The organism is Vibrio sp. ABG19 (genome assembly GCF_029962385.1).
GTDB classification, from domain to species: Bacteria; Pseudomonadota; Gammaproteobacteria; order Enterobacterales; family Vibrionaceae; genus Vibrio; species Vibrio ostreae.
In genome coordinates this window covers 680,703-698,111 of sequence record NZ_CP071707.1, presented here as the reverse complement: position 1 = coordinate 698,111, position 17,409 = coordinate 680,703, and the positions used below count along the sequence as shown (strand labels likewise).

Below are 17,409 nucleotides of genomic sequence, written 5' to 3'. Positions count from 1 at the left end.
AGAGTATACCCAATGGCCGCACAAGTGTCGGCTTGGTTACCCGGAATTATGCACTTTATCAAAACACGGCAAGCTTCATGCTCAATATTTATTCATAGCCGCTCACTTGCTCACCAGATCGGTTTGTGCCGCTGACACTGACCGGCAGCCAATAAAAACGCCGCGGCAAAAAGGCGCGGCGTGAGACCATTGATGAGGCAGGATTAAACGCGGTTGTCGCTCATAACCGTTCGTAACTCATAACCGTTCGTAACGGAAGCTAACTCTGATAACGCTGGGCGGTTTTCTGGGCCAGCTTAACCAGCACTTCAACCGCCCGCTCCATACCTTCGATGGTAATAAACTCATGAATCCCGTGGAAGTTATAACCGCCGGTAAACAGGTTCGGACACGGCAGGCCCATAAAGGAGAGACGCGCGCCATCGGTACCACCGCGAATCGGCTTGATCAGCGGCTCGACACCGCACTCCTCCATCGCAGCTTGCGCCAGTTCAATAATGTGCGGATGCGGCGCTATTTTCTCTTTCATGTTGGCATAGCAATCGTGAATGATAAGCTCCACCCGGCCTTTTTTCAGTTGGCTGTTGAGCGTACTCACGATGTCCTGCATGCACCGCTTACGAGCCTCCAGCCCTTCGCGTTCAAAATCACGCAACAGGTAATCGAGTTCTGACTTTGCGACCGCCATTTTGGCCGCGGCAAGGTGATAGAAGCCCTCATAGCCGTCGGTGTGCTCCGGCGTTTCCTGCTCCGGCATCATCAGGATAAAGCGTGCTGCAATCTGCATCGCATTTACCAGCTTGTTTTTCGCCGTGCCGGGATGAACGCAGACCCCGTGACAAATGACCGATGCAGTCGCGGCATGAAAGTTCTCATACTCCAGTTCGCCGACCGGGCCACCATCAACGGTATAGGCCCACTGCGCGCCAAACTTTTTGACATCAAAATGGTGCGCACCCCGGCCAATCTCCTCATCCGGGGTGAAAGCGACGCAGATGTCACCGTGCTCAATCTCCGGATGAGCAATTAGCACTGCTAACGCGGTGATGATCTCCGCGACTCCGGCCTTATCATCCGCACCGAGTAAGGTTTTTCCGTCTGTGGTGATGAGGTTAAAGCCGTGCAAATGATGCAGTTCCGGATAGTGGATCGGCGACAACACTTCATCGCCGCGCCCGAGGGCAATATCGCCGCCCTGATAATTTTCCACAATTTGCGGCTTGATGTTCTTGCCTGACGCATCCGGCGCCGTATCCATATGGGCGATAAAGCCAATCGCCGGAACAGCATAATCCACATTCGATTTCAGCTTGGTCATCACGTAACCATGCTGATCGAGCGTCACCTCGCTCAAGCCCAGTTCCAGTAACTCATCGTGCAGCATCAGGGCAAATGCTTTTTGACCAGTGGAACTCGGGCAGTGATGGTTTTTTGGTTTAGATTGAGTGTCATAAGTCACATAGCGCAGAAAACGCCCGACCAGATTTTCCATAGCGAATCTCACTGTCTGTCAAAATACCGTTGAGTGGCAGCCCAACCGGAACCATGCGCTTATACCCGATAGAGTCAGAATGCGGCGCACCAGGTGCACTGGCGTGTGAATGGGTATATACGCAGTCAATTGCAATCCATAGTACGGATTCTGTCTGAGTAAGAGTTGCTATAAATCAGGTTTTGGTGGATTAAGTCCATACTATTGATATGGGGAAAGCGCATTTGAGATAAAGAAAAAGCTCAACTCACCAGCTCAAAAACAAAACGACCCCGCCAAATGACGGAGCCGTTGTCTTCAGCGCGGCTGGGCGCTTACCCACCGCAGAGAGTATGCGTATCTGACACTACCACTTACAACCCAGTGAAAGGATCGTAGTCACTCAGAGTGCCATAATAGGTAAAGTTTTCATACGACACCCATTGCTTTGTTTTATCGTTTGTTGATATTCATCTCAATTATAGTTGAAGCAATATGTGATTGATGAAAACCGGGCAGATTCTGGCAAGCATCTTACATTATGAAAAAAATTAACAAGCCTCTGTCAAAACTGCGACCCAATACGTCGTTTAATCGGCGTATTGCCCCGTCTGTACGGGGGCAAACCCTCCCTGTCTTAGATTCAGCCGCGTCCTGTGACGCGGCTATTTTTTTCTCTCACAGTTCCAGTCGTCTGTTTTAAACAGAGCCTCAGCTTAATGGCCTAACTCTGCGCCTTGGCTAAACACAACATTCGGCTGCTCATCGCCGGCGTTTCTATCGTGACTTTTTCGCCGTCAGATTCAAACTGCTGACCACTTAACAGATCAAGCAGAGTCTGCGGCCAGTTCAGGTCGATACTCTGGGTGCGGGCTGATTTGTTTATGATCACCACGCCGCGCTCACCGCGACTGAACACCAAGAGATCATCGTTAGCTTCCAGATGGACCATTGGCAGCCCATGCATTTGATTGTGAAAAGCAATTCTGGCCGCCATTTTTGGATCACACCAGGCGTGCTCCCAGCGCGGCGTGTCATCTTCCAGCAAAAAGCCGCTGGTATTCAAATCGGCGTAAATCAGCGGCACACCGCCATCACGGCCGAGGATGTAGCTGTAGGCCAGCGCTTCACGCTGCGGCGACATCACCAGGTCTGAAAACACATCGTTGTTGGGAATATCATGGGTGATGGCAAACGTAATCGCCCGCTCTTTCGACAGAGCCTCACCAAAACAGTAAGGATCAATGAGCGCGGTTAAGGAGCCTTGCTTCTGCAGCGCAGTGTAAATGGTCTGAAACAGCGGAAAATCGTATGCACCGAGAGAGGTTTCCTCCAGATAGGGTTGCAGGAACAAACGATATTCTTCATGGGTTGCCCCACCATCGGTAATGATTTCCCCAAAAATGTGCACGTCATGAGTGATATCTTCACTCCAGACCTTTTTCAGATGCTCAATGGTCATATGTTTGGCGGCATCAATCCGAAACCCCTTCACCCCGAGTTGCTTCATCGCCAGCAGATAGTTTCTCTGCTGCTCTACGACATGAGGATTGTCGCGCAAAGTCGGTAATCCCTGATCATGCGGCCCGCCGGTAATGCGGCCATTCTGTACCTGCCATTTGTCCTTCCAGTCGAGAATCCCGAACGCTTCAACAAAATCATCCTCTTCAAATAAAGGCTCGGACAGATCGCCGAATAGTCGCTGTTTCTGGTAGTAGCGCGGTTTTTTTTGATACGCCTTAATGTCCTGGCTGCTCGGGTATTGCAGATCGAATCGTTGCTTCGACTCATTGGCCATATGGTTAAAGACCACATCGATATACACCAGGATGCCGAATGAGCTTAGTGTATTGATCATTAAAGTAAAATCTTCGGTATTGCCTAACTGGTTATCGATCAGGCGATAATCCTGTGGCTGATAGCGCTGCCACCAGGGCGTACCTGATTTAGTTTGATACGATTTCATCGGAGGTGAGACGAGTACCGCTTTGTAGCCAGACTGGCGAATAAGATCTGCCCGCTGAGTGACCAGACCGTAGGGCCAGTCAAAGGCATGTAAAATGACATCGGTCGGTTGAACACTGTTCATGAGCCAAACTCCTTCTACTTTAGCAAGCGAAGAATACGAAATAAATAAGGCGGCTTGCTAACATTGACGCTGATTATAAATCGACCAAACATAGGTAAATCCCCCTTTGGAGAATAATTTACGGTTGAGAGTCAGGGCGTAGGACATCCATTTTGCTCCCCTTTGGTTAAAGTTTGACTCACTCCCAAGTTAGAAAACCATGCAAAAGCTATACTTAGTTGTTCAATATTTAGACAAACCTGGAGCCTGACATGCGCACTGTCCGAATTGATATCGTCTCCGACGTTGTCTGCCCCTGGTGCATTATCGGTTATAAGCGCCTGGAGGCGGCGCTGGCTATTCTGTCCGGACAAATCCGGGCGGAGATTCACTGGCACCCCTTTGAGCTCAATCCAACCCTGCCACAAGGCGGAGAAAATCTGCGTGAGCACCTGGCCCGTAAGTACGGCACATCGACCCAATCAAGCATCGCGGCACGGGACACTTTGCTGCGCTTAGGTCAAGAAGTCGGTTTCACTTTCCGATTTTTTGATGACATGCGTATCTACAACACCCGCAAAGCCCACCAGCTATTACTTTGGGCGAATCAACATCACAAACAGGCAGAATTGCAAATGGCGCTGTTTGACGCTTACTTTACCCGTGGTCAGGCAATGGATGATGAAGAGGTATTGCTGGACTTGGCTGAGCAGGTCGGCCTAGAGAGGGGGCAGTGCCGGCAGATCCTGCATGATGAGTCCTGGGCAAAGACGGTTGCCAATACCGAACAGCAGTGGCTGCAGGCCGGAATTCAGGCGGTACCGGCAATCATTCTCGATCAGCGTCATCTGATCTCCGGCGCGCAGACCACCGAAAATCTGCTTAGCGTATTGCAGGAAATCAGCAGCAAAGCGTCGACGCATTAAAGCCCAATGGTTTACCCTAAACGAATGATTTGCCCTAAACGAATGCTTTGACACAAGTGAATGGTTTGGCATAAACGAATAGTGTAAACATAACAAAAAGGCACCTGAATTCAGGTGCCTTTAAAACATGCTGCGAGATTTTAAGCGTACGCGAGCTATTTGTCTCTAGAGACCTGTTAGTCTCAAGAAAACAGTTAGTCTCAACACAACTGTTGCTCTCGAAAGAACGGTTGGTTTCAACAGAACAATTAGTGAATCGGCGCGTCACTTTTCGAGAAAAATTTACCGAAATACTGCTCGAGAACTTCCGGCGTCAGTTTGCCGTCTGCTTCCAGTTGTTTCAGTTCCTGTGCAATCGCTTTTTGCTCTTCCAGCGTTGGCAATGGGACTTCTTGTTCTTCGCCCGCTTCCTCAGCCATCAGCTCCAGTTCTTTTTCAAAATCGCTCATCGTGCTTACCTAATAAGATTTTAATTACTGAGCCAGAGTGTACCTAACTCGCCACTCTGATTCTAGAGCTTAAAACTGCCCACCATCTTATCCAGACGCGCAGACAATTGACTCAGATCGCGACTGGCCGCAGCCAACTCTTCCGCGGTTCCTGTGGTTACTTCATTAATCGCGTTGATCTCTTCAATATTCTGGTTAATGGTGTAGACCACGGTCGACTGCTCTTCGGTGGCGGTCGCTACTTGGGTATTACGATCCGAAATATCGTTAATCCGTTCAGAAATTGCCACCAGCACCTGCACCGCTTCATCGGAAGAAGCGACACTTTCCGATGTCAATGCTTTGCCTGCCGTCATCGCTGTTACTGCATTTTTGGCATCACTTTGCAGCTTGTCGATCATCTTCTGAATCTGCTCTGTCGATGAAGCGGTGCGACTGGCCAGGTTACGGACTTCATCGGCAACCACAGCAAAACCACGTCCCTGTTCACCGGCACGCGCGGCTTCAATCGCGGCATTCAGCGCCAGCAGATTGGTCTGCTCGGAAACGTCACGAATCACATCCAGAATCGAGCCGATCTGCTGCGTCGTCGCCGCCAGTTCTTCTACCACCCGACCAGTCTGTTCAATATCGGTTGCAAGGCGATTGATGGAATCTTTCGAGCGAGCCACCACACCTCGTCCTTCCCGGGTGTTATCCGATGCCTGGCTGGCGGTATCGGCAGCAGTCGCAGCGTTAGAGGCGATCTCTGCAATCGTCGCGCCCATCTGGTTGATGGCAGCAACCACCTGAATGGTCTGATCACGCTGCATTTGACTGTTATCATGCGTCGTGCTGGCCTTGTCAGAGACCGTCTGCGCGGCTTGTTGCAGCGAACTGCTGGTCGACGCCACTTCTTTAATCGAGTGATGAATCTTATCAATAAAGCCATTAAAACCGGCAGATAGCTGAGCGATTTCGTCATTGCCGTCAACGATGATACGCTGGGAAAGATCGCCATCCCCCTGGCCGAGTTCACTAAAACGCTGCGCCAGTTGGCGAATCGGATTGACGATACTGTTGGCGAGCACAAAACCCAGGCCAATAAACAGCGCAGCCACCCCGAAGGTGATCAGCAGCATGCGACGAGTCATCTGGTCGAGTTCAGCAAACACTTCCTCAACCGGTACATTACCCACCACAAACCAGTCCATCGACGGGATATAAAGGCTGGCAACGAATACCGGCTGCCCCTGATAATCAGCATGAATCAGATTAAAACCGGATTGATTAAGCAATGCATCCGCCTGTGCACCGTATAAAGATCGCAGCGTGGCATTGGCCTGCTGTTTTTGACGATGAATCTGTACTTTGCCTTTGGCATCCGCCAGGAACACAAAGCCGGTTTGCTCAATCTGGAAACTGTTGAGCAGCTTTACCATGTCATCCATCGATTTAGACAGGCCGGACAAACTGTTGCTGGAAAGGTCCTGATAGTTGGCGAACATCTTCACTTCACCGGTCGACGGCTCCTGGAACATGCTAACCATGGTGGCCTGGCCTGACGAGGTAAAGTTAAAGAACCAGCCATCCTGATCACGGGTCAGCTGACGCAGAAAGCCGTTCTGATTCCAGTAATAAGCGGTGTCGCGGTTCGCCACCGATGCATCGTTAAGCTGGTACTGTCCGACGACATTGTTGAGCTGTTTAACCAGACGAGCTTCACTGCCTGGCTCGCGATCGGTTGAGACGATCGCCTGCTTGATGTACTCATTTTGCGCCAATTGTTTCGCCGCTTGCAGTAACGTACTCACTTCACGATCAATCTGCTCGCCGATTTGTGCCAGCATAGTCGGTAACTCAACATCCACCAGCTGATGCTGCAAGGCCGCTCGAGACTGACGCTGCGCAATAACCCCCATAATGATGGTGGATGCCAGTACGGCAAAGGTTATCCCTAACACCACTTTCTGTTTAATCGTTATATTATTGAATTTTAACATTTTCCTCGCCTTAAATGGCTTAAGCTGACTTGGGCGCGCTATTACCTTAGTTATGTAGCATTACCTTGATGGCGCCACTGGACCCTGGTAAATACTGGACCTTGGTAAAACGCTAGACCTTGGTAAAAACGCGAGATCTTAGTAAACACACTACCCGTGATGAATTATCGGCCAATCTGATTAAGACTTGAGATTCAACTCTTATTTTTATGAAAACAAATGAATCATATATCAAAATTGAATCATAAGTGAGATTTGTGCCAAGTAATTTGAGTCTAGTGGATTTCAGATACCCTGCCATAACCGAGGTGAAGAAAGAGCGGGGGTTCAGCCCATGATTGGCCTTTAAGCTGAGCCCCAATTTGTCTAACAATTGGCCGTTTAGAGAGCGACTCAAAAAATCGTTGGAACTTTTTGTTACAAATCCGGTACTAACTGCCGAATGTAGGCAGAGATTAAAAGCTCGAAGGAGAGTTGAGTTACATGCAGTCACACACTTTTCAAACATTACAGAATTATCTGAATCAACAGGTTATCGGTCAGCAATCCCTGGTTGAGCAACTGCTGGTCGCACTCTTGGCTGATGGGCATATCCTGGTTGAAGGTCCGCCGGGCCTGGCAAAAACCAGGGCGGTAAAATCCCTGGCAGACTGCATTGAAGGCGATTTTCACCGCATTCAGTTCACGCCCGATCTGCTGCCTGCCGATCTAACCGGGACGGATATTTATCGTCCTGAAACCGGTGAATTCACCTTTCAGGCCGGGCCGATTTTCAATTCGCTGATCCTGGCGGATGAAATCAACCGCGCGCCGGCCAAAGTTCAGGCCGCGATGTTGGAAGCCATGGCAGAAAAACAAATCACCGCCGGACGCCAGACCTACCGCCTGCCGGAACTGTTTCTGGTGATGGCGACGCAAAACCCGATTGAACAGGAAGGCACGTATCCGCTGCCGGAAGCGCAACTGGACCGTTTTCTGCTTCACCTGGATGTCGACTATCCGGATGCCGAGCATGAACTGGCGATTCTGCGTCTTAACCGCGGCGAAGCGAAAGGCACCGCCGAAGTAACGCCACCGGTTATCACTCAGGAGCAGATTTTCGCTGCCCGCCAGGAAGTACTCAATATTCATATGGCGGAGTCGATTGAGCATTACCTGATTCGTCTGGTCATGGCGACCCGTAACCCCGCACAATACGACGCGCAACTGGCGCAATGGATTGAACTGGGTGTCAGCCCGCGTGCCACCATAGCACTGGATCGCTGTGCGCGCGCGCATGCCTGGTTACAGGGCCGGGATTTTGTCAGCCCGGAAGATGTCCAGAGCATGGTCTTTCCGGTACTGCGCCACCGCCTGCTGCTGACGTATCAGGCCCAGGCCGAAGGCGTTCACCCTAATCAGGTGATTGCCCACCTGTTATCTCTGGTAGGCAGCGCGTAGGACATCAGCATGGCAACACATCAGCCTCATCTGCTGCCCGAACATGCCAACGGTGTGACCCTGTGTCTGGAAGAGCTGCTGCCCTACCAGCAACAAACGGTGAAATGGCTGCCTCCGGCGCGCAGCCTGTGGTCACATATGGCCGGCCAGCACCAGGGCCGCCGTCTGGGACGCGGCATGGACTTTGCCGAAGTGCGTCAGTATCAACCGGGCGACGACATCCGTACGATCGACTGGCGGGTCACGGCGCGCACCGGAAAACCGCATACCAAGCTGTTCACCGAAGAGCAGGAAAAGCCGGTCATCCTCTATATCGATCTGAGCCCGTCGATGCAGTTTGGCTCACGCCTGATGCTCAAATCGGTTCAGGCCGCACACTTTGCCAGCCTGCTGAGCTGGCTGTCGGTGGCGCAAAAAGATCGTATCGGTGCCGTCATCGACCTCGGCCATGAGCAACTGGAAATCAAGCCGACCAGTCGCCGCAAAGGGCCATTGCAGTTAATGGCAAGTCTGGTTGACGCCCAGCAACGCGCGCTGGCCCAGGCCCAAAGCGCTCCCCCTGCGATGCATAGCGCGATGCAAACTCTCAACCGGATGTGCCCGAAAGGCAGCGAGGTCATTATGATCAGCGACTTTGTCCGTTTTGACGATTCATTGCGCCCGCTGTTCAGTCAACTCAACCGCCATAACCGTGTGCGCCTGGTGCATATTTTTGACCCGCTGGAGCAGGGCCACACCGCTTTTCGTGGCGTTGAGCGGGTCAGCGATCACCAACAGACGCGCTGGCTCAACTTTTCCGCAAATAGTACCCGGAATGGGATCAAAAAAGCCTTTGAATCTCAAAAAGAAAAACTAAAATCACTCTGCCAGTCTCTGGCGATAGATTATCGTTCACTCTCCTGTGAGCGTCCTTTGCTACAACAATTGTCCGGATAACTTAAAACTATGAAGCAAACACCTTCGACGCCGCTTGAATTAAACGCGCTGCATCTCCCTTCAGAGCCTTCCTGGTGGCCTTTAGCCTGGGGATGGTGGGCACTCGCAGCCGGCCTGTTATGCGTCGTTGTATTTTCCCTGCTGATGGTACGCTGGAAGCGAAAACGTATCGCGCCGCAAAAAACCGCGCTACGTCTGCTCAATCCGCACCTGAGCAATACGCCCTCTTCGGCGATTGAACTGCTCAGACAAGCGGCGCTTTGTTATTTTCCGCGTGACCAGATTGCTCATCTGACGGGCAAAGAGTGGTACAACTTTCTGGACGAACAACTCGGCCGTCCGCTGTTTGTACCGAATGAAACCGTGTGGCAGCAAGCCTTATACCAGAAACAACCTGTAGCGGATGCCAAAGCACTCGTTGCGGACTGTTACGTTTGGGTTCAGGACGCTTTGCCACCAAAAAAACGGAGACCTTCGAGCGTTGGCAAACATTGAGTTCGTTTTCTGGTGGCTGTTTGTTCTGCTGCCCCTGCCGCTGCTGATCTATCGCTTCTCACCAGCGATAAAACAACAAGCGGCGATACATCTGCCCTACCTTCCCGCGCAAACGGTCAGCGCGAAACCTCGTCATTGGTGGATCAAAGCCCTTGCCGTTGCTATCTGGATTTGCCTGCTCACCGCGGCAGCCCGCCCGGTCTGGTATGGCGACCCGGTGACGACTTCACCCAAACACCGCGATCTGATGCTGGTGGTCGACCTCTCTTATTCGATGAGCCAGGAAGATATGAAATCCGGTGACCAGTTCATTGATCGTTTAAGTGCGGTCAAGCAGGTGTTGTCGGACTTCATTCGTAAACGGGAAGGTGACCGTCTGGGGCTTATCTTGTTTGCAGATCATGCCTACCTGCAAACCCCATTAACACTGGATCGCAACACCATCTCAGAGCAGTTGAACCGCGCCGTGTTGCGCCTGATCGGTACCAAAACCGCCATTGGTGAAGGGATTGGTCTGGCGACCAAAACCTTTATTGACGGCGATGCGCCGCAGCGCGTGATGATTTTGCTCAGTGACGGCAGTAACACTTCCGGAGTGATGGATCCGATGGAAGCGGCCACCATTGCCAAGAAATACCACACCACGATTTACACCGTCGGAGTGGGTGCGGGCGAAATGATGGTTAAAGACTTCTTTATGAGCCGTAAGGTCAATACGGCGCAGGATCTGGACGAAAAGACGCTCAAAGCGATTGCAGATACCACCGGCGGACGCTATTTCCGCGCCCGTAACCAACAGGATCTGCAGACTATCTACGACACCATCAATCAGCTGGAGCCCATCACCAATGCGACCCAAACCTGGCGCCCGCAAACCGAATGGTTTGCTTATCCGCTCGCGCTGGCGCTGCTGCTTTCTCTGGTGGTGATTATTGTGAGGAGAAACCATGTCTGATTTTATTTTCCTCTCGCCATGGTGGCTGACTGCCCTGGTGCCACTCGCTCTTTTACTGGGCTGGCTGGCACGCAGAGCGCGTCATCAAAGCCTGATAGCGCCGCATCTGGCGGCCGCTCTCGGCTTATCGGGCGACAATAAGCAGCGCCGCGCGCTGACCCTTATTGCCATATGCTGGCTGGTCGCTGTACTGGCCCTGGCAGGCCCGAGTTTTGAAAAGCAAGCAAGGCCAAGCTACTCGGCCAGCAACGCACGCGTGGTAGTGATGGATATGTCGTTGTCGATGCATGCCACCGATATCAAACCCAATCGCCTGGCACAGGCACGCTATAAAGTGCTGGATCTGCTCAAAGGATGGCAGGAAGGCAGCACCGCCTTAATCGCATATAGCGGCGATGCCTATACGGTCAGCCCGTTGACCAGTGACAGTGCGACCATAGCGAATCTGATCCCGAGCCTGTCGCCGGAAATCATGCCCTACCCCGGAGCGAATGCCGCCAGCGGAGTCGAGCAGGCGATCACCATGCTCAACAATGCCGGGCTGCGTCGGGGCGATATCATCGTCCTGGCTGATGATCTCGACAATCAGGAAAGTCAGGCGATCGAAACATTGCTGCAGGGGACTCACTACCGGCTGATGATCCTTGGCCTTGGCACCCGTGACGGCGCACCGATTACTCTGCCGGACGGCTCGCTGCTCAAAACTGACGCCGGGCAGACCGTGGTCGCGAAAACCGACTTTAGTACGATGCAATCGCTGGCTACGCAGCTGGACGGTATCTTTACCCCGTACCGTGCCGACGGCTCCGATGTCGAACGCCTGCTGGCGGCCACGCAAAATGAACGTCCGCTGACCGGCAAGAAAAACAGCCAAACCGTGAGTGACCATGTCAATAACGGTTACTGGCTGGTCCTGCTGCTGCTTTGCCCGGCTTTACTGTTATTCCGACGTGGTTTTATCTTTGTACTGTTACTTTCAACCGGCCTGACGATGCCACCACAACGTGCCGAGGCATCCCCCTGGCTCAACGCAGACCAGCAGGCTATGCAGTCCTATCAGCAAAAGGATTTCGCAGCCGCCGCCGAGCAGTTCTCAGACCCCGAATGGCAAGGGATCGCACGCTATCAGGCCAAAGACTACCAAGGCGCGATTAATGCTCTGTCACAGCTGGCACAGCCTTCGCCGCAGGCACAATACAACCTTGCCAACGCCTACGCGCAGGCTGGTCAGTTAGACAAAGCCAAGCAGCTTTACCAACAGGTTCTGCAGGCTGAACCAGACAACAGCGACGCAAAGCATAACCTGCAGGTCGTCGAGCAGGCGCTGAAGCAACAGCAACAGCAACCAAAGTCTGGCTCTGACACGGATAAGTCACAACCGAATCAGTACAACAGCGCCGATAAGTCGCCATCAGGAAACTCAGGATCGCACTCGGGGTCAGATAAGCAGCCAAACGCCGGACAGAACCCCGACACCGCTGAGCAACCAAATCAAACATCCGCTTCTCAGCCGTCGTCGAACAATCCTGCGTCTGCCCAAGAGCAAAATAAACCGAACCAGCCTACGTCGTCACCAGACAATCCGGGCGCTCAAACCGATCAAAAAGAGCAGGCTCACTCAGGCTCTGCCACCAGTCAGCAACAGAGCGATAAGCAATCATCCGCTAAGCAATCATCCGCTAAGCAGTCAGCCGAACAGCCATCCACGGCCCGCCCACAAGCTCAGCAGGCACAGGCGAGTCAGGCAAAAGCGGACGATTCAGATAACCGGGCAGCGTCTGCAACCCAGGCCACCACGCAGCCGATCGATCCTGAATTACGTAAGCTCGAGCAAGTCGAAAGCGCCCGCGATCCCAGCCAGCTATTGCGCGCCCAACTTTATTTTCAGGCACAAGACAGAGAGCCTCCACAAACTCAAGGTAAGAAGTGGTGATCATGAAATTATTATTCCGCCGTCTTTCATTCGTCCGTCACCTAATCACCGGGCTGACGGTGCTAGTTTTTTGCATGTTCAGCCTGAGCGCCAGTGCGGCTTTCTACGCCAGCGTCAGTAAGAATAAGGTGGCCAAAAATGAAGTCTTTCAGCTTAAAGTGGTCAGTGAGGACAAAGCGTCGTCAGACGATATCGACTTCAGCCCGTTAGACAAAGATTTCTTTATGAGCCGTCCCAGCTTTGGCTCATCCATTAACATTATCAACGGCACCCGCACCAATCGCAGTGAGTGGACCGTCTCACTGGCAGCCAATCAGATCGGCACAGTGACGATTCCGAGCTTTGAGCTGAACGGAGAAAAAACTCAGCCGATTACGATTCAGGTGAGCAATGATGAAACGGCTCCGGGCAGCGATGATCTGGTCGAAGTACGGAGTCAGTTATCACGCTCGACCTTATATCCGAATGAGAGCGCGCTGCTCAAAGCCCGCTTGATCATCAAAGCCGACCCGCGCCGTTTGCAGGATCCCCAAATAGCGCCGCCAAAGGTGGATGGCATGGAACTCAAAGCGGCCGGAGAACCAAACCAGTATCAGACGGTGATGGATGGGATTGAAGTCACGGTCGTCGATCAGGACTTTCGCGTCACCGCGACCAAAGCGGGTAAGTTTACCCTCTCCGAGCCGAGCCTGACCGGCACCCTGGTGTATGGCAGCAGCTTTAATGGCTCAACCCGCATCATTCAGCTCAACACTACGCCGAAAACCTACACCATCACGGTTGAGCCTAAGCCTGACAACTATCAGGGCAACTGGCTGCCCACCAGCTTGCTGACGCTGAAAGAGCGCTGGCTGGACAGCAATAGTCAGCCGATTGAAAGCAGCCGCTATGTCACTAAAGTCGGTGATTCTATTAGCCGTGAAATCACTGTGCAGGTGACAGGTCTGTCACCGGAGCAACTGCCGGATCTGAAACTCAACTATCCCGATTCAGTGCGCGTGTATGACGAAAAGCCGGTCTTCGATACCCTAGATAACGGCGATGTCACCATGACGGTAAAGCAGGTTCTCATCCCGCGCCAAAGCGGCGAAGTGACCCTGCCCGCCGTCGCGGTTAACTGGTGGGATACGGTACGCAAGCAGCAACAGACAACGACAGGAGCAGGCCTGACCCTGACCGTAAAACCAGGTGATAACCCGACGGTGGTCGGCGCGACACCAACTCCGGCCCCCACTGCTCCTGCCGAGGTTCAAACCGTCACGGTAAAAGATCCCGGTTACTGGCCTTATCTGACCGCCCTGTTTGCACTGCTCTGGATAGTCTGTTTTGTGATGCTGCTATGGCAGATGCGCAAACCGGGCAAGCCAGCACCAGAGGCGCCAACCGGTACGGCTTCCTCAAACTACCAACAACTGCAACAGGCGCTGCAGGGCAACGATGGCATTGCTCTCGGTCATGCGCTCAAACGCTGGCAAGCTGAGGTGGTCACAACCGATCAGGAACAAGCGCAGTTGCAACTGGCACTGAGCGAACTCAACCAGGCACTGTACTCTGCTAATCCTGGCTCATATAGCAGCCGCGAGCTGGCGCAGTTAACCAAACGGATAGAACAGCAGCAGAACAAACGCAAAAAACAGGTCAAAGATCCGTTAGCAACGCTGTGAACGTGATCTGACGCTTAACGATTCCCCGTCAGCTCGTCTACGCTGACGGGAGAATCGATTTCGGAGCGTATTATGACCCAGTTAACCACTAAATCCTCTCTTATCCTTGGTCTGTGTCTGCTACTAGGCCTTGCCACCCTCGGCTACTATGTGCAGCAATCGGCGGTTAAGTTTAAAGAATATGAACGGGTCGTCACCGTGAAAGGCCTTTCAGAGCGTGAAGTCGCAGCGGATACCGTGATTTGGCCGATTCAGTTTACTCTGGCAGATAACGACTTACCCAGCCTGTTCACCACGCTTGATCTGCAGACCCAGCAAGTGATGCAGTTTCTGGCCCGCCAGGGCATCAGCGCCGATGCGGTATCACTATCCTCTCCTGCGGTGATCGACAAAAAAGCTCAGCAGTACGGCGGAGATTCTCCAGTTGAATTGCGTTATCTCGCGACCCAGTCGCTGACGGTGTACAGCCCGAATGTTGAACTGGTGCGCCAGGCCATCAGCCAGATTGGTGAACTGGGTAAAGAAGGCATCGTGTTTAACGCAGCCAACTACAATAGCCAGATTGAATATCTGTTCTCAGGACTCAACGAGATCAAGCCGGAAATGGTCGAAGAAGCGACGCTACAGGCTCGGCAGGTTGCCGAAAAATTTGCCAAAGATTCACAAAGTACCCTGGGCAAAATCAAACGCGCGACGCAGGGGCAGTTTTCCATTTCTGACCGGGATAACAACACGCCTCATATCAAGAAAGTGCGCGTTGTATCGACCATCGAGTATTTTTTGTCTGACTGAACCCGCAATAGACCAGCTGAAATAACCAATTGAGTGCTGCTGGTCTCACATTTTGATCGGCCAGCCGCAATCCGCACTGGCACTGAGCGTAAAACTGCCCGCATAATAGAGTCATCATTTGCCTTGGTTTACCCACTGTTCCGCTGGAATAGCCGTTACTCACGAACTCGTTATGCGAAAAAACAGCACCCTGTCTGTGACCTTATTGTCATTGCTGCCGACTCTATTCAGTGCCGCCGCCTCTGCGGACGGGCGCTTTACACCGGTTGCAGCGCTGAAAGCCGATCTGGTGCAGGTCGATAAATCCAAACGCCGTATGTACCTGCTCGAGCAAGGACGGGTGATTCGTGAATTTCGGATCGCACTGGGAAAATCCCCTAAAGGCCACAAAGTTCAGGAAGGCGACCAACGCACGCCGGAAGGACGTTACTATCTCGACTATGTCAGCGAGCAGTCCGGCTTCTACCGTTCGATGAACATCAGCTACCCCAACCAACAGGATCTCAGACGCGCCGAGTCAATGGGCGTCAACCCCGGCGGCGCCATTAAGATTCACGGCCTCAAACAAGGATTCGACGGCCGTCCCGAATACATCCAGAGTTTCGACTGGACCAATGGTTGTATCGCTCTCACCAATCGGGAAATGGATGAATTCCTCAGTTTAGTGGACAGCGGCACACCTATCGATATCGAGTGGTAGTCCCTATGCTGAAAGAAGATGACGAAATCCTGATGGCTACCGCTGATCTGCAGTGACGTGGTTAAAGCCTAATCACCCACTCTCAAAGCGTGACGATAAAAAGCAAAACGCCCGGTTACCCGGGCATTTTTTCTGTCGGTGTTTTTGGCAACATTACTGCTGGAACGGATAAATCGAGCCCAGCCCCATAAGTTGGGTCAGTTCATCGAGCGCCGTACGGTTTTCTGTCAGCAGCTGCGGGTCAGCAAGATCTGCTTCAGTCAGGCGGTCACGGTAATGTTTACCCACCCAGTGAGTCAGTGACTGATACAACGCATCATTCATCACTGCGCGTTGATTTGTTGCCTGTAATTCTTGTTCGGTCAACACAACTCGTAAACGCAGACACGCCGGACCACCACCGTTACACATACTCTCACGCAAATCAAAGACCCGGATGTCACGGATTGGCCCGCCACTGGTAACCATCTCATTGAGATACATCCATACCCGTTCGTTATTGCGCGACTCCTGTGGCACCACTATCATCATGCTGCCATCCGGCTTGGTCAGTAACTGGCTGTTAAACAGATAAGTATGCACCGCGTCTTGTACCGACACCTTGCTGGTCGGCACTTCAATCGGGGTAAACTCAGCGCCAACCCGAGCCAGCTTGCGCTCAATTTCAGCAAACGCCGCAACCTGGTGATGAAACGCTTCCTGATGGTGGAACAGCACCGGGCCATTGCTTACCGCTATCACATCATTATGGAACACGCCCTGGTCAATGACCGCCGGATTCTGCTGCAGAAACACGGTATTGTCGTCATTGAGCTGATGCAGCCGGGCTACCGCTTCACTGGCTTCGCGGGTTTGGCGCGCCGGGTATTTTTGTGGCTCGATCTCACCGCCAAACGCCTGACGGCCATAAACAAAAACTTCAACGCCGGCGTCACCGTAACTGGCACACAACCGGTTATGGTTGGCCGCGCCTTCATCACCCATGATCGCCTGTTGCGGCAGAGCATCATGATGGGAAAAATGGCGATCATCGCGGAAAATGGCCTGCAGAGCACGTCCTGTGGTGCCATCTTCAATCGAACGATGAAACTTGTTATTCAGATTCGCTACGGTGAAGTGCACTTTGTGATCGGCAGTATCAGCAGAGGGAGAGACAGTTGCCGCGTTCGCAACCCACATGGAAGAAGCCGAACTGACGTTAGCCAGCAGGCGCGGCGCTTTTTTAGCCGCTTGCGCGATAACCTGGGCATCGGTACCACTGAATCCGAGCTTACGCAATGTGTGCACACATGGCCGCTCCTGCGGCGGCAGAACGCCTTGCTTGAAGCCCATATCCGCCAGAGTTTTCATTTTCTCCAGGCCTTGCAGTGCAGCTAGTTTCGGATTGGCCACCGCGTTCTTGTTGGATGTGGACGCAACATTACCAAACGAAAGCCCGGCATAGTTATGGGTCAGCCCTACCAGACCATCAAAGTTTGCTTCATAAGCGGTCACATCTGGCTGCTGATTGGCGGCCATTTCTGACACCGAATGGGATGACACTGTATGTTGTGACATAGTCTACTGCTCCTTATCACCTGTACCTTCTCGCGGCCCGT

Annotated in this window: 14 protein-coding genes; 9 read left to right on the top strand and 5 right to left on the bottom strand. The window is 52.6% G+C overall.

The window, feature by feature from the left end; all coding sequences use genetic code 11:
• Positions 1–259: 259 nt before the first annotated feature.
• Together pepT and J0X00_RS03080 are read right to left on the bottom strand one after the other, a co-directional pair.
• Positions 260–1,492: a peptidase T gene (gene pepT, locus J0X00_RS03085; RefSeq protein ID WP_282476275.1), complete on the bottom strand. Its 1,233-nt coding sequence runs from the start codon at positions 1,490–1,492 to the stop codon at positions 260–262.
• 703 nt (positions 1,493–2,195) lie between these two features.
• Complete coding sequence (locus J0X00_RS03080; RefSeq protein WP_282476992.1) at positions 2,196–3,560, bottom strand: alpha-amylase family glycosyl hydrolase; 1,365 nt, start codon at positions 3,558–3,560, stop codon at positions 2,196–2,198.
• Positions 3,561–3,811: 251 nt separating this feature from the next.
• On the opposite strand from J0X00_RS03080, the gene J0X00_RS03075 reads away from it, so the two are divergent.
• Positions 3,812–4,465, top strand: a complete 654-nt coding sequence (locus J0X00_RS03075) for a DsbA family oxidoreductase (RefSeq protein WP_136487430.1) — start codon at positions 3,812–3,814, stop codon at positions 4,463–4,465.
• A gap of 248 nt (positions 4,466–4,713) precedes the next feature.
• On the opposite strand, the gene J0X00_RS03070 is transcribed toward J0X00_RS03075, so the two are convergent.
• Complete coding sequence (locus J0X00_RS03070) at positions 4,714–4,914, bottom strand: restriction endonuclease subunit S (protein ID WP_136487431.1); 201 nt, start codon at positions 4,912–4,914, stop codon at positions 4,714–4,716.
• A 62-nt stretch (positions 4,915–4,976) separates the two neighbouring features.
• Positions 4,977–6,896, bottom strand: coding sequence for a methyl-accepting chemotaxis protein (locus J0X00_RS03065; protein WP_282476991.1), 1,920 nt, complete (start codon positions 6,894–6,896; stop codon positions 4,977–4,979).
• Between the two features lie 483 nt (positions 6,897–7,379).
• Between J0X00_RS03065 and J0X00_RS03060 the strand changes: the two genes are divergently transcribed.
• The 8 genes from J0X00_RS03060 (at position 7,380) to J0X00_RS03025 (ending at position 15,811) form a co-directional block, all read left to right on the top strand.
• A complete protein-coding gene (locus tag J0X00_RS03060; protein ID WP_136487433.1) occupies positions 7,380–8,336 on the top strand; it encodes a MoxR family ATPase in 957 nt (318 codons plus the stop codon).
• Between the two features lie 9 nt (positions 8,337–8,345).
• Positions 8,346–9,272, top strand: coding sequence for a DUF58 domain-containing protein (locus tag J0X00_RS03055; protein WP_218561738.1), 927 nt, complete (start codon positions 8,346–8,348; stop codon positions 9,270–9,272).
• 9 nt (positions 9,273–9,281) lie between these two features.
• Positions 9,282–9,767, top strand: coding sequence for a DUF4381 domain-containing protein (locus J0X00_RS03050; RefSeq protein WP_136487435.1), 486 nt, complete (start codon positions 9,282–9,284; stop codon positions 9,765–9,767).
• The gene (locus J0X00_RS03045; RefSeq protein WP_218561737.1) at positions 9,754–10,722 is read left to right on the top strand and encodes a VWA domain-containing protein; all 969 of its coding nucleotides are present in this window, start codon (positions 9,754–9,756) and stop codon (positions 10,720–10,722) included. The genes J0X00_RS03050 and J0X00_RS03045 overlap by 14 nt, the downstream gene beginning before the upstream one ends.
• On the top strand, positions 10,715–12,655 hold the full coding sequence (locus tag J0X00_RS03040; RefSeq protein WP_282476990.1) for a VWA domain-containing protein: 1,941 nt from the start codon (positions 10,715–10,717) through the stop codon (positions 12,653–12,655). The genes J0X00_RS03045 and J0X00_RS03040 overlap by 8 nt, the downstream gene beginning before the upstream one ends.
• 2 nt (positions 12,656–12,657) lie before the next feature.
• Positions 12,658–14,319: a BatD family protein gene (locus J0X00_RS03035; protein WP_282476989.1), complete on the top strand. Its 1,662-nt coding sequence runs from the start codon at positions 12,658–12,660 to the stop codon at positions 14,317–14,319.
• A 72-nt stretch (positions 14,320–14,391) separates the two neighbouring features.
• Complete coding sequence (locus tag J0X00_RS03030; protein ID WP_282476988.1) at positions 14,392–15,111, top strand: SIMPL domain-containing protein; 720 nt, start codon at positions 14,392–14,394, stop codon at positions 15,109–15,111.
• A gap of 172 nt (positions 15,112–15,283) precedes the next feature.
• Positions 15,284–15,811: a L,D-transpeptidase family protein gene (locus J0X00_RS03025; protein ID WP_282476987.1), complete on the top strand. Its 528-nt coding sequence runs from the start codon at positions 15,284–15,286 to the stop codon at positions 15,809–15,811.
• A 153-nt stretch (positions 15,812–15,964) separates the two neighbouring features.
• On the opposite strand, the gene astB is transcribed toward J0X00_RS03025, so the two are convergent.
• Positions 15,965–17,305 (bottom strand): N-succinylarginine dihydrolase, encoded by a 1,341-nt coding sequence (astB, locus tag J0X00_RS03020; RefSeq protein WP_282476998.1) that lies wholly within the window; start codon positions 17,303–17,305, stop codon positions 15,965–15,967.
• Between the last annotated feature and the right edge of the window lie 104 nt (positions 17,306–17,409).

Excerpts from the sequence above, each read along its gene's own strand:
- pepT (WP_282476275.1), bottom strand. The coding sequence starts at position 1,492 with ATGGAAAATCTGGTCGGGCGTTTTCTGCGCTATGTGACTTATGACACT.
- J0X00_RS03070 (WP_136487431.1), bottom strand. The coding sequence starts at position 4,914 with ATGAGCGATTTTGAAAAAGAACTGGAGCTGATGGCTGAGGAAGCGGGC.
- J0X00_RS03060 (WP_136487433.1), top strand. The coding sequence starts at position 7,380 with ATGCAGTCACACACTTTTCAAACATTACAGAATTATCTGAATCAACAG.
- J0X00_RS03075 (WP_136487430.1), top strand. The coding sequence starts at position 3,812 with ATGCGCACTGTCCGAATTGATATCGTCTCCGACGTTGTCTGCCCCTGG.
- J0X00_RS03080 (WP_282476992.1), bottom strand. The coding sequence starts at position 3,560 with ATGAACAGTGTTCAACCGACCGATGTCATTTTACATGCCTTTGACTGG.
- J0X00_RS03025 (WP_282476987.1), top strand. The coding sequence starts at position 15,284 with ATGCGAAAAAACAGCACCCTGTCTGTGACCTTATTGTCATTGCTGCCG.
- J0X00_RS03035 (WP_282476989.1), top strand. The coding sequence starts at position 12,658 with ATGAAATTATTATTCCGCCGTCTTTCATTCGTCCGTCACCTAATCACC.
- J0X00_RS03065 (WP_282476991.1), bottom strand. The coding sequence starts at position 6,896 with ATGTTAAAATTCAATAATATAACGATTAAACAGAAAGTGGTGTTAGGG.
- J0X00_RS03055 (WP_218561738.1), top strand. The coding sequence starts at position 8,346 with ATGGCAACACATCAGCCTCATCTGCTGCCCGAACATGCCAACGGTGTG.
- J0X00_RS03050 (WP_136487435.1), top strand. The coding sequence starts at position 9,282 with ATGAAGCAAACACCTTCGACGCCGCTTGAATTAAACGCGCTGCATCTC.
- J0X00_RS03030 (WP_282476988.1), top strand. The coding sequence starts at position 14,392 with ATGACCCAGTTAACCACTAAATCCTCTCTTATCCTTGGTCTGTGTCTG.
- J0X00_RS03040 (WP_282476990.1), top strand. The coding sequence starts at position 10,715 with ATGTCTGATTTTATTTTCCTCTCGCCATGGTGGCTGACTGCCCTGGTG.